The sequence below is a fragment of the Streptomyces sp. NBC_00273 genome (assembly GCF_036178145.1).
Lineage (GTDB): Bacteria > Actinomycetota > Actinomycetes > Streptomycetales > Streptomycetaceae > Streptomyces.
In genome coordinates, this window is the sequence record NZ_CP108067.1 from 8,335,625 (window position 1) to 8,348,036 (window position 12,412).

Consider the following 12,412-nt stretch of genomic DNA (forward strand, 5'->3'; position numbering starts at 1 on the left):
GGTGCGTGCCTGGGGTGGTGACGGGCCGGAGCGCCCTGCTGCGGGGCAGGGCGAGGCTAGGGGCGGTGAGTTAGCCGCCGGTTATGTTCCGTCCGGGCGGCGGCTCCGCGGTCGACCGCCGCCCCCTCGTCCAGGGAGAGCGCGAAGAGCCGTACGAGCGGATGGAACAGGTAGCAGGGCTGGCCCCACTCGTCCGCGCCACTGACCTCCAGCAGGGCCGCGTCGGCGAGCGCCTCCAGCAGCCGCTCGGCCTCGGGCTCCGGCAGGCCCAGCGACAGTGCCGCCGCCGCGGCGGGGAACGGCTGCGGACCGAGCGCGGCCAACGCCGGGAACGCCACCCGCACCTCGGGGTCCAGCGCCCGCCAGGACGGCAGCAGCGAACCGTGCACGTCCAGATCGCCAGAGTGCAGCTCCCGCAGCCGGGTGACCGGATCCGCCAGCCGGCGGGCCAGTCGGTCCGGGGTGGAGTGCGGCCGGGCGGCGATCCGGGTCCCGACGATCCGCAGGGCCAGCGGCAGACCGGCGCAGTGCTCGACGATCGCGGACGCCGCACCGGGGGCCGAGGCCACCCGGGCGGGGCCGGCCGCGGCCGAGAGCAGCTCCAGCGAGTCCCGGCGCGCCAGGGGAGCCAGGGCCACGGTGTGCGCCCCGGCCACGGTGGGCAGGGCGGTCCGCCCGGTGACCAGGACCGCCGGCTCCGGGGTGTTCGGCAGCAGCGGCCCCAACTGCGCCGCCCCGGAGGCGTTGTCCAGCACGATCAGCAGCTGCCTGCCCCGGGTCCGCGCCCGGTAGAGCCGGACCAGCTGGTCCTGGTCCTCGGCGTCCGGTACGTCGTCCATCGGCCCCAGCGCGCGCAGCAGCCCGCGCAGCACCCGGGTGGGGTGCCGGGGAGTGCCGTCGGGTGCGCGTAGGTCGGCGTACAACTGGCCGTCGGGGAAGTGTCGTTGGCAGCGGTGGGCCGCGTGGACGGCCAGGGCGGTCTTTCCGAGTCCGGCCATGCCGGTGACCAGGACCCGGCGGGGCCGCCCGGAGCCCTGCGCATCGGGGGCCAGCGCACGGCACAGCAGCTCCAGTTCGGGCTCCCGGCCGGTGAAGTCGACGGTGTCGGGGGGCAGCATGGCCGGGGCGCCGTCCGGGCGGCCGGTCGCATCTCCCCGGGGGCCGGTCAGTAGGGCGGGCGCGGAGCGCGGCCGCCGGTCCAGGGTGCCCTCCAACAGCGCCCGGTAGGTGGCCCGGAGCTCCTCGCCGGGGTTGACCCCCAGCTCGTCGGCGAGCACCGCGCGGCCGTGGTGGTAGAGGTGGATGGCGTCCGCCTGCCGCCCCGACCGACACAGGGCGGTCATCAGCTGGCACCGGATGCGCTCGCGCAGCGGGAACTCGGCGACCAGGCCGGTGAGCTCGCCGGTGATCTGCTCGTGCCGTCCCAGCGCGAGATCGGCCGCGATGCGGTGCTCCAGAGTGACCGCCCGGGCCTCCGTCAGCCGGGGCGCCTCGGCGTCGGCGAGGTATTCCGTGGCGTTGGCGAAGGGCAGGCCGTTCCACCGGGCCAGGGCGCGGCGCAGCAGCTCACCGGCCTTTTCGAAGTCCTCGGCGACCAGTGCCTCGCGGCCGCTGAGCGCCAGCTCCTCGAATTCGCTCAGGTCGAGGGTCGCATTACCGATGCTCATGGCATATCCAGGCGGCCGACGATCGATCAGAACGTCGTCGCCGAGAATCTTGCGCAAGCGGGAAACATAGGTGTAGAGCTGTGCGCTGACGGTCGCCGGCGGGGCCCAGCCCCACAGCAGCCGGCACAGCCGTTCGTCGGAGATCACCTCTTCACGGGCCACGAGGAGCGCCGCGAGCACGGTGTGCAGCTTCGCCCCGGAGAACGCGACCCGGCGGCCGTCCCGGCGTACCTCGACTGGCCCGAGCACTCGGAATTCCATCTACCGCCCCATCCGTGATTCATGGAGAAGAATCTCTGAACGAAGCTAGTGGAGTGCGTTGTCTCCTCGATATCGTGACGATTTCGAGGGCGGACCGGGTCACGAAATCGATGGGACACAGAGCAAAAAGGAGGCGTCCCTACTGTTCCATTCATGCCGCAGCGAGCGGTAGCGATGTTCCACCGAGAGGGGATTCCCAGATGCGCAGCACGCTGACGGTGAAGACGGCGAACACGACGGCGGCGGCCTGCCTGCTCGTTCTTGCAGGGGTGCTCGTCGGCGCGGGGGGAGCGCCCGCCGTCCTGGCGAACACGCACACCACCGTGCAGGCCGACGACGACATGCCCTGGGGCGTCGTCAAGCCGCTGGTCCCCCCGCACCCCGGCGCCGCCGGCAAGCACGGCGACATGCCCTGGGGCTGACCCGCCCCCGCTCCTGCCCCGCCCACGACGCGCCGCCCCACGACGCGCCGCCGGCCGTCAGGCCGTCTAGTCCTCCGGGTGCGTCAGCAGCAAGGTCAGTTCCGCCGCGGTGAAGGAACGATGCGGCAGCTCACCGGCGTCCCCACCGCCCGGCTCGCCCCCACCGCCCGGCTCGCCTGCCGCGCCCTGGACCGCCGCCAGCAGCCGGCCCGCCTGCGCCCGCCAGGGCTGCGCGCCGACCTCGCCGAACGCGGCCCGCGCCCGCCGGAACCTCTCCGCCGCCTCCGCCGGGCAGCCGCCGAGCGCCTCCACACATCCCAGATCGGTCTCCACCCGGGCGTACAGGAAACGGTCCGCCAGCTCATCCGTGATCTCCAGGGCCTGCTGCAGCGTCCCTCCCGCCGCCGACAGCAGGCCCTGGCTCCACTGCGTCTGCCCCAGCCCCCGCAGCGCGTGCGCCTCCCCGACCCGGTCGCCCTCGCCCCGGGTCAGCCGCAGTACCGCGTCGAAGGCCTCCGCGGCCTCGCCCAGATCTCCCGCGCGCAGCCGGACCTCGGCCAGCCGGTACACGCTCTGCGCCTCCGCCCGCACCGACCCGGTACGCCGGCTGAGCGCCACCGCCCGCTCCGCGAGCGGCAGCGCGCCGCCCACGTTGCCCCGGTCCAGCTCGATCTGCGCCTGGAAGCCGAGCAGATGGGCCTCGTTCCCGATGTCACCCGATGCGTGGAACCCGCTGAGGGCCGCCTCGCAGTACTCCAGGGCGCGCTCCCAGTCCCCCTGGAACCGCGCGCACATGGCCAGGTTCCGCTGGGCGAGCGCCGCCCCGCCCACGTCACCGGTGGTGCGCAGCAGCCGCAGCGCGGCCATGTTCCAGCCCTCGGCCTGCTCGTACCGCCGCTGGTAGATCGCCAGCGACCCCAGCAGCCGCAGCATCGTCGCCTCGCCCGGCTCGTCGCCGGTGCGCCGGGCCGAGGCCAGCGCCTGCTCGGCGCAGCGCTGCCAGTCCTCCAGGTAGTTCTTCGTCTCGAAGTGCGGTACCGCGCTCTCGGTCAGCGCCCACGCGTACCGGGCCCGGCCCGTCTCCGCCGCGTGCGCCACCAGGTCCGTGACGGCCGTGCGCTCCGACTCGAACCAGTCCATCGGCGCGGCCAACAGCTCGTCGGCCAGTTCCGGCAGGAAGCGCGGGGCCGGTGCCGGCGTCCGGCCCACCGGGAACTGGCGCCCGTCGATCCGCCGGTGCGCCTCCTCGGCCAGCCAGAGCCAGGACGCGAAGGCCCGCTCCAGCGCGGCGTCGGTCTCCCCCTCCGGCTCGTCCGACTCCGCCCGCTCGCGGGCGAACAGCCGCAGCAGGTCCTGGAACCGGTAGCGGGCGGCCCGCCCGGGCTCGGCGTCGGCCACCTCCAGCAGCTGTGCGTCGACCAGGTGGTCGATCAGTTCCTCCGCGTGCCACACGTCGGTGTCCAGTACGGCCGCCCCCGCCCAGGCGGCGAAGTCCGCCGTGCGCAGCAGGCCGAGCCTGCGGTACATCCGGGCCGTCTCCGGCGGCAGGTCCCGGTAGGTGAGCCGGAAGCCGGCGCGCACCCCGCCCTCGCCCGGGCTCAGCACGTCGAGGCGCGAGCGGTGGTCGCGCAGCCGCGCCACCAGGCTCCGTACGCTCAGATTGGGTTTGGCCGCCAGTCGCGCGCCCGCGATCCGCAGCGCGAGGGGAAGGCAGTCGCACAGGGCGCCGAGCTGTTCCACGGCGACCGGGTCGCTGCCGAACCGGTCGGCCCCGGCCAGCTTGATCAGCAGCGCCGTCGCCTCGGTCGGCTCCAGCATCCGCAGCCGCAGGGTCAGCGCCGTGTAGTCCCCGGTCAGATCGCCCAGGCTCTCCCGGCTGGTGGCCAGCACCACGCTGCGTCCGCCACCCGGGAGCAGGGGTCTGAGCTGGTGGAAGGAGCGTACGTTGTCCAGGACGATCAGTGTCTTGCGGGTGCTGAGGAGGCTCCGGAACAGCGAGGCCCGCTCGTCGGGATCCGCAGGTATCTGGGGCGCGCCGATCCCGAGGGCGCGCAGGAAGCGGTCGAGCACGGCGGCGGGGGACACCGGCGCGTGCTCCTCGTCGTACCCGCGCAGATCGGCGAAGAGCTGGCCGTCCGGGAACTGGTCGGCCACCTGGCTCGCCCAGTGCACCGCGAGTGCGGTCTTGCCGACTCCGCCCACGCCGACGATGGTCGCCAGCGCCGGGGTGTGCGGGTTGTAGGGCTCCTTCAGGAGACGGTCCAGCGAGGTCATCTCCCCCTGCCGACCGGTGAACGCCATCACGTCCGCGGGCAGTTGTGCCGGGACGGTGCTCAGGGCCGCCGGCGCGGGCGCCGCCGTGGCGGGGGGCCGGGTCAGTTCGGGGGAGTCGCGCAGGATCAGTTCGTGCAGCTGACGCAGTCCGGGACCCGGTTCGATCCCGAGCTGCTCGGTGAGTAACCGGCGGCCGTGCAGGAACACCTCGAGGGCCTCGGCCCGCTGTCCCGACCGGTACAGGGCCAGCATGAGGTGTTCGCGGCACTGCTCGCGCAGGGGGTGCCGGGCCACCAGTTCGGTGAGCTCACCGGTGAGCGCGCGGTGGCGGCCCAGCTGGAGCATCAGCCCGGCACGTTCTTCCATCAGTGCGAGCCGCATCTGCTCGAGCCTGGTGGTCTCCGCCTCCAGCCGGGAGCCGGACGGCTCGTCCAGTGCGGAGCCCCGCCAGATGCTGAGCGCCTCCTCGAACTGCGCGCACGCTTCTTCGGTCCGTCCGTGCCGGGCGGCGTCCCGCCCCTGTGCGGCCCGCTCCATGAACTCCTGGACGTCGATCCGGTGCTCTCCCTTGGCCAGCAGGTAGCCCGGGGGAGAGGTGATCAGCAGATCGGTCACCCCGGCCTGCTTGAAGGTCTTGCGGAGGGTGGCCACACAGATGGCGATCTGGTTGCGGGCCGTCGCCGGGGGAGAGTCCGGCCAAACGGCGTCCACCAGGGTGTCCACCGAAACGATCCGGTCTGCGTAGAGCAGCAGCATCGACAGGACCGTGACCTGGCGCCGGCCGTTGATGCGCAGCGGACCGTCATCGGTTTGGATGAGCAGCGGCCCCAGCACTCTGAAGACAAACCGATTCAAAAGGTCCCCCGGCCTTGAAACCCCGCGACAGGCGCGAACGGTACCGCAAAGCGCGTTCCTCGGTGCAGTCAACTCTTGGGAAAAACATGGGCAGTTTCAGGCCACCTTGTCCGTATAGCGGTGGACAGGTGCGCGGGCCTCACTGAGAGTCGTCGGATCCGATGGACGACAACGCGCCGGACAGGCCGCGCAGCACCTCGGCCGTGCGGTATACCTCTTCCTCGCCGCCGAGGCCCTCGCACAACTGCCGCGCCAGCTCGGCGAGACAGGAGTCGATCTCCCGTTTCGCAGCCACGCCCTGCTCGGTGGCGGTGAGCAGCTTGGCCCGCCGGTGCGCCGGATTGTCCAGATAGACCGCGAGCCCCTGCCGTACCAACAGGTCCGCTATGCGCTGCACGCTCTGCCGGGTGGTCCCCACCCGCCGGGCCACGGCGGACACGGACAGTGATTCACCCGTCACCGTGCTGAGTATCTGCCAGCGCGCGGCACTGAGCCCCGAGGCGAGCGCGAGCCGGTCCAGGGCCGCGGTGAACCGTCCGTTCAGCCGGAAGACCGCCACGGCGGCCCGGCTGAACGCCTCGACCTCCCCGGACTCCGCCCTACGCGCCAACGTCGGTCCCCTTCCGTACGCCCCGCAGGTCGCTGCGCACGATAACAGCGCGTGGTCACGTGGACGAGGGTCGGTCACGACGGCGGGACCCGGCCGGTGTGCCGGGCCCGTCGGGGCCGTGACCCGGGTCGCCGGAGGGCGCCCGGCGGGCTGGTCCGTTGGCAGGCTCATGGCCGACAAGTCGGCGCGTCCGATGTGCCAATGGCCCAGTCGCGGTGAGCTCGGTTGAGCCAGTGGGCCCCCGGATGCTTATCTGTGGCGTATCCATGTACTTACGGCGCCGCGCAGCGCCGGACGGCAACGAAGCCGGTTCCGGAGCGCGGCGCCTTCGCCGTGCCCGTCCGCCGCCCACCACCCCCGGGCGGCGCCGGGCCGGCGCGCAGCACTGCAAGGGGGGCGGCACACCGCCGTGAAGAGGATGTTCGTGGCTCCGGATCCGGGGCGTATGAGACTGCGGAACTCGGCCCGCGCGGTGATCGGCGTCGCCGCCGCCGTCGCCCTCGCCGAGGTGTGCGGCCTCTCCCTGACCGCCTCCATCACCGGGGGACTGGCGGCCCTGCTCGCCCTCTTCACCGTGCTCGACGCGGACGTCCGCGCCCAGCGCCGGACCACCGCCCTGCTGCCCGTGGCCGGATTCCCCGTCCTGGCCCTCGCCACCGCCCTGCACGGGGTGCCGCTCGCCCGGGACGGCGCCTTCCTCGCCGTCGTGTTCGCCGGGGTGTACGCCCGCCGCTTCGGCCCGCGCGGACACGCCCTCGGGATCTTCGCGTTCATGATGTTCTTCGTCACCCAGTTCCTGCACGCCCGGCCCGGGCAGCTGCCCGAGCTGTACGCCGCCGTCGGCCTGGCGCTGCTGGCCGCCGGGGCCGTGCGCTTCGGGCTGTGGCCCATCGAGCGGCGCACCCCGCCCCCCGCGGCCCCGCCCGGCCTGCCCGGAACCGGGCTCGCACGGCCGACCACCCGGCAGGCCTTCCAGGCCACCGCCGCCTGCGCCTTCGCGCTCGGCATCGGCCAGGCGCTCTCCGACGACCGCTGGTACTGGGCCGTCGGCACCTCCTGGTGGATCTTCGTGAACACCACCTCCCGGGGCGAGACCCTCGTACGGGGCTTCCGCCGCGTACTCGGCACCGTCGTCGGCATCGCCGCCGGGCTGCTGATCGCCGTACCCCTGCACGGCGCGCCGGCGCCCACCGCGGCCCTGGTCGCCGTATGCGTCTTCGGGATCTTCTACACGGCCGCGCCCTCGTACTCCTGGATGATGTTCTTCGTCACCGTCATGGCCGGGCTGCTCTACGGCCTCCTCGGCGTCCTGCACCCCGGACTTCTGCTCCTGCGCTTCCAGGAGACCGCCATCGGCGCGCTCGGCGCCGCCCTCGCCGTCGTGATCATCCTTCCGGTCACCACCCACGCCGCCAACGACGCGTGGATCCAGCGCGCCCTGCACTGCGTGCGCGCCTCCACCGCGGCCGCCCTGGATCGCCTCGCGGGTGACCCGGACGCCGACCCCGCCCCGCACGCCGCCGAGCTGGAGCTGCTGCTGGGCCGGGTACGGATGGCACTCGCGCCGCTCGTCCACCCGCTCAGCCCGCTGCGCGCCCGCAAGGCCCGGGCCCGTCAGGTGCTCGCGCTGCTCGACGACTGCGCCCGGGACGTGCGCGGGCTGGTCGCGGTGGCCGCCGACCCGCAGGCCTCGCACGACGCCCGGCTGGCCGCCGCCTGCTGGCGCGTGGAGGCCGCGGTGGAGGCCCTGACCGCCCCGCACGGCACTCCCGGGCCCACCACCGTGCCGCACCCCCGGCCCGCCGCCGCGGAACCGGCCCTCGCCCACCTCCACGGCCTGGAGCACACCCTCGTGGCCCTGGCGACCCCGCTGCGCACCGACCCCCGGGCGCCGCTGGTCATCAGCGCCTGAGCAGCCCCTCCGGGGTGTCCGCCAAACCCGCCGGCAGCCGGCCGGCGGTGTGCACCACCCCGAGGGCCTGGGTGGCCCGGGTCAGCGCCACGTACAGGTCGCTCGGCCGGAGCTCGTCCGGTTCCACCACGATCACCGTGTCGAACTCCAGCCCCTTGGCCTGGCGCGGGTCCAGCAGGACCACCTGCTGGGTCAGGTCCGGCTCCGCGCCCGCGCGCACCCCCGGCAGTACGGCGGCCAGCGCCGCGTGCCGCGCCCGCGGCGCGATCACCGCGAGCCGGCCCTCCGTCGGCAGCTCCCGCGCCACGGCCTCCTGCGTCGCCGCCGTCAGGTCGCCGGTCGCGTGCGCCCACGGCCGCACCCCGGTGGCCCGTACCGAACGCGGCGGTTCGAAGCCGGGATCGCGCGTGCGCAGCACGGCCGCCGCCACCTCCATGATTTCGGCCGGGGTGCGGTAGTTGACCCCCAGCCGGACCAGCTCCCAGCGCTCGCCCACGTACGGCGTAAGGACGCCTTCCCACGAGCCGCAGCCCGCCTCGTCGGCCGTCTGCGCCGGATCGCCGACCAGGGTCATCGACCGGGTCGGGCAGCGCCGCATCAGCAGCCGCCACGCCATCGCCGACAGCTCCTGCGCCTCGTCCACGATCACGTGCCCGAAGGCCCAGGTGCGGTCGGCCGCGGCCCGCTCGGCGGTGCTGCGGTGGTCGGCCTCCTCGTGGCGCTCGGCCATCCGCTCCGCGTCGATGATGTCGTGGGCCGCGAGGAACTCGTTCTCCTCGTCCTCGAACTCGTACGACTGAGAGCCCGCGGACAGGTCCAGCACCCCCTGCGCGTAGGCGATGCGCCGCTGCCGGTTCCGCTCTTCGGCGGCCCGCCGGGCGGTGTCGTCCTCGCCGAGCAGCTCGGCCGCCTCGTCCAGGAGCGGCACGTCGGCCGGGGTCCAGTCCGGCCGGGCCGAGGGCGCGCGCCGGATCAGGTCGGCCTCGTGCGCGGGCAGGTGCGTGGGCTCCGCCAGGAAGTCGGAGATCAGCTGCTGGGGGGTGAGCGAGGGCCACAGCGCATCGATCGCCGCCTGCACGGCGGCGCTCGTCGCGATCTCCTTGCCGAGCTGGGCGATGTCGTCCGAGCCCAGCAGGTTCGGACCGCCGTACGGATCGGCGCCCAGCCGGTCGGCGAGCTGCGCGGTGAGCGCGTCGATGACCGGGAAGGCGAAGAAGGGGCGCGCCTGGTTGTGCGGCAGCCCGGTGGCCCGGGCCCGGTCCCGCGCCTCGTACGCCATGGTGCGGTCCAGCAGCAGGGTCCCGTACTCCTCGTGGTCGATCTCCAGCGCCGGCTCGGGGACGGTGTCGTACTCCTCGCCGGTGTCCGCCGGTACGGTCTCCGGCAGGCACTGCCGGTCGGCCACGACCGCGGCGAGGACCTCCGCCATCGCGGCCCGCCCCTTCACCGCGGCGGCCCCGGGGCGGTCGGCGGCGGTGGCGTGCACGCCCGGGAAGAGCTCGCCCGGGGTGGCCAGCAGTACGCCCGTCTCGCCGAGGGCCGGGAGCACCCCGCCGATGTAGCCGAGGAAGGCCGGGCCCGGCCCGACGATCAGCACACCGCGCTTGGCGAGCAGCTCCCGGTGCGCGTACAGCAGGTACGCGGCGCGGTGCAGCGCGACCGCGGTCTTGCCGGTGCCGGGACCGCCCTCGACGACCAGCACCCCGCGGTGCGTGGAGCGGATGATCCGGTCCTGCTCGGCCTGGATGGTGCGCACGATGTCGTGCATCCGGCCGGTCCGGGCGGCGTCGAGCGCGGCGAGGAGCACGGCGTCCGCGTCGGCGCCCTCGTGGCCGGTGCGCTCCGCGTCGGTCAGGTCGAGGATCTCGTCGTGCAGGGCGGTGACCACGCGCCCCCGGCTGCTGATGTGCCGGCGGCGGCGCAGCCCCATGGGGGTGTGACCGGTGGCGAGGTAGAAGGGGCGGGCCACGTCCGCACGCCAGTCCAGGACCAGGGGAGTGCGCTGCGGGTCATCGGCCCGGATTCCGAGCCGACCGATGTGGTGGTCGCGGCCGTCGGAGAACTCCAGACGGCCGAAACAGAGGCCGTTCTCGCCCGCATTCAGGGCGGAAAGCAGGCCGGACTGCTCGGCGACCAGGACGTCCCGCTCCAGACGCGCCTGAAACCCGGTACCGACATCGCGCAGCGCCCCTTCGACCGCCTGTTCGGCCTGGTCACGCAGACCGTCGAGGCGCCGATAGAGGTCGGTGACGAATTGCTGCTCTTTCTGGAATTCCTCGGTTGACAATTGCACTCCTGCCGCGATACGGTGTCCTCGTGAGCATCACCACGACTTCGATTAAGGTGAAGTCGTGAACTATTGAATATACGCTCTCTCTTCTCCCTCGGCAGCCAATTCGGCCGGGGGATTTTTTGCGTACGGTGGATCTCATGACCACCGCACGCGGTTCAGCCGACGCAATCGTCTACCGCCCCGCCCGTCCCGAGGACGCGGGCGGCATCGAGGCCCTGGACAGCTCCTTCACCACCGCCACGGTCTTCGAGGTGAGCGACCCCGGCTCGGGCGACGGCGCGGGCTTCGGCTTCTTGCTCAGGGAGGTTCCCGTGGACCCGCCGGTGCACAAGGTGTTCCCGCCGGAGGAGCACGACGAGCAGGTCTTCGGCGGCGGGCAGGACTCGGACGCCGACGCGCGGACCTTCGTGGCCCTCGACGGCGACCTGCTCTGCGGGTTCGCCGCCGTCGGCTACGCCCCTTGGAACCGGCGGCTGACCATCGAGGACATCGAGGTCTCGCCAGGCCATCGGGGGCGCGGCATCGGCCGGGCGCTGATGGAGTGTGCCGAGCGGTTCGCCCGTGAACGGGGCGCGGAGCACCTGTGGTTGGAGGTCAGTTCGGTCAACGCCCCGGCGGTGCACGCCTATCGGCGCATGGGATTCACCTTCTGCGGCCTCGACACCGCGCTGTACGGCGGCACGCCCGCGGCCGGCGAGCACGCGCTCTACATGAGTCGCCCCTGCCGCTGAACCAGCGCATGGCCAACTCCCGCAATGCGCGGGATCGTACGCCCCCGCGTGCCCCTCCGCAGCCCGATCCACGAGGGATCACCCGGAGGAGTGCTCCCTTTCGGCCGGCCGCCCCATGCTGACCTGCGACATGTACAACGGGTAATTGTTTACTGCACATTCATCCGGCACGTACAGGGTGGATCTGGTCGGACAGGGGGTAACCGCCCGGAATGGAAATTCTTCAACAGCGCTCCACCACCGCCCAGGTGTGGGAAGCGGCCGAGGAGTTCATCCGACTCTTCCACCGGGAGCACGCGGACGCCGGTGATCCGCGCACCCGGCTCGCCGCCGTGAGGGCCGAGCTCGCCGAGACCGGCAGTTATGTGCACACCCCCGAGGAGCTGGTCCACGGGGCCCGGGTGGCCTGGCGCAACAGCAACCGCTGCATAGGGCGGCTCTACTGGAACTCGCTGCGGGTGCGCGACCGCCGGGGGCTCACCGACGCCGACGACATCGCCGCCGAGTGCTTCGAGCACCTGCGCGACGCGACCAACCGGGGCCGGGTCAGGCCCACGATCACGGTCTTCGCCCCGGACACCCCGGCTCGGCCCGGCCCGCTGATCTGGAGCGAGCAGCTGGTCAGGTACGCGGGTTACGGAGACCATCCGTCCATAACCGTCGGCGACGCCCGCAACGCCCCGCTCACCGAGGCCCTCCTCCAGCTCGGCTGGTCCGGCGGCCCCGGCACCCCCTTCGACCTCCTGCCGCTGGTGGTCCAGGGCGTCGACGACAAGCCCCGCTGGTTCGACACCCCCGCGGACGCCGTCCTGGAAGTGCCGATCGACCATCCCGACGGCGACGGCGACGGCGACGGCGACGGCTGGGCGGACTGGGGGCTGCGTTGGCACGCCGTACCCGCCATCTCCAACATGTGCCTGGAGATCGGCGGCATCCACTACCCGGCCGCGCCCTTCAACGGCTGGTACATGGGCACCGAGATCGGCGCGCGCAACCTCGCGGACACCGACCGGTACAACCTGCTGCCCGCCGTGGCCCGCCGCCTGGGCCTGGACACCTCCAGCGACCGGTCCCTCTGGAAGGACCGCGCGCTCGTCGAGCTGAACCGGGCCGTCCTGCACTCCTTCGACCGCGCCGGGGTCACGATCGCCGACCACCACACCGAGTCCCGGCGCTTCCTGGCGCACATGGAACGGGAGGAACGCAAGGGGCGCGAGGTGGGCGCGGACTGGTCCTGGATCGTGCCGCCGATCTCCGGCTCGGCCACCCCGGTCTTCCACCGCACCTACGAGGACCGCAGCAGCAGCACGGCCTACGTCCACCACCGCGGCGCGCAGGAGCGGGCCCAAGGGCGCGGCTTGGTCTAGACCTTCTGTTACCGTCGGCT

The 12,412-nt window shown here is 73.2% G+C and carries 8 protein-coding genes; 4 read left to right on the plus strand and 4 right to left on the minus strand.

Going from position 1 to position 12,412, the window contains the following annotated elements; all coding sequences use genetic code 11:
- Window positions 1–56 precede the first annotated feature (56 nt).
- Window positions 57–1,916 carry an AfsR/SARP family transcriptional regulator gene (locus OG386_RS37200; protein WP_328791757.1) on the minus strand — a complete coding sequence of 620 codons (1,860 nt, stop codon included), beginning with the start codon at window positions 1,914–1,916 and terminating at the stop codon, window positions 57–59.
- Between the two features lie 212 nt (window positions 1,917–2,128).
- Between OG386_RS37200 and OG386_RS37205 the strand changes: the two genes are divergently transcribed.
- Complete coding sequence (locus OG386_RS37205) at window positions 2,129–2,350, plus strand: hypothetical protein (RefSeq protein WP_328791758.1); 222 nt, start codon at window positions 2,129–2,131, stop codon at window positions 2,348–2,350.
- Window positions 2,351–2,416: 66 nt separating this feature from the next.
- Here the strand turns inward: OG386_RS37205 and OG386_RS37210 are convergent, their stop codons facing one another.
- Window positions 2,417–5,458, minus strand: a complete 3,042-nt coding sequence (locus tag OG386_RS37210; protein ID WP_328791759.1) for an AfsR/SARP family transcriptional regulator — start codon at window positions 5,456–5,458, stop codon at window positions 2,417–2,419.
- 160 nt (window positions 5,459–5,618) lie between these two features.
- Window positions 5,619–6,089 carry a MarR family winged helix-turn-helix transcriptional regulator gene (locus OG386_RS37215; RefSeq protein ID WP_328791760.1) on the minus strand — a complete coding sequence of 157 codons (471 nt, stop codon included), beginning with the start codon at window positions 6,087–6,089 and terminating at the stop codon, window positions 5,619–5,621.
- A gap of 418 nt (window positions 6,090–6,507) precedes the next feature.
- Here OG386_RS37215 and OG386_RS37220 point away from each other — a divergent pair, with 418 nt between their 5' ends.
- Entirely contained in the window at window positions 6,508–8,001 is a 1,494-nt protein-coding gene (locus OG386_RS37220) for an FUSC family protein (RefSeq protein ID WP_328793495.1), read from the plus strand.
- Here OG386_RS37220 and OG386_RS37225 read toward each other — a convergent pair.
- Window positions 7,991–10,288, minus strand: a complete 2,298-nt coding sequence (locus OG386_RS37225) for a HelD family protein (RefSeq protein WP_328791761.1) — start codon at window positions 10,286–10,288, stop codon at window positions 7,991–7,993. The two genes, OG386_RS37220 and OG386_RS37225, sit on opposite strands and share 11 nt — an antisense overlap.
- Before the next feature lie 143 nt (window positions 10,289–10,431).
- Here OG386_RS37225 and OG386_RS37230 point away from each other — a divergent pair, with 143 nt between their 5' ends.
- Both OG386_RS37230 and OG386_RS37235 read left to right on the plus strand, forming a co-directional pair.
- On the plus strand, window positions 10,432–11,025 hold the full coding sequence (locus OG386_RS37230) for a GNAT family N-acetyltransferase (protein WP_328791762.1): 594 nt from the start codon (window positions 10,432–10,434) through the stop codon (window positions 11,023–11,025).
- 212 nt (window positions 11,026–11,237) lie between these two features.
- On the plus strand, window positions 11,238–12,392 hold the full coding sequence (locus tag OG386_RS37235) for a nitric oxide synthase oxygenase (protein WP_328791763.1): 1,155 nt from the start codon (window positions 11,238–11,240) through the stop codon (window positions 12,390–12,392).
- Window positions 12,393–12,412 lie beyond the last annotated feature (20 nt).

What these genes read in the sequence shown, in the direction of transcription:
- OG386_RS37230 (WP_328791762.1), top strand. Translation starts at nt 10,432, where the DNA reads ATGACCACCGCACGCGGTTCAGCCGACGCAATCGTCTACCGCCCCGCC.
- OG386_RS37235 (WP_328791763.1), top strand. Translation starts at nt 11,238, where the DNA reads ATGGAAATTCTTCAACAGCGCTCCACCACCGCCCAGGTGTGGGAAGCG.
- OG386_RS37220 (WP_328793495.1), top strand. Translation starts at nt 6,508, where the DNA reads ATGTTCGTGGCTCCGGATCCGGGGCGTATGAGACTGCGGAACTCGGCC.
- OG386_RS37205 (WP_328791758.1), top strand. Translation starts at nt 2,129, where the DNA reads ATGCGCAGCACGCTGACGGTGAAGACGGCGAACACGACGGCGGCGGCC.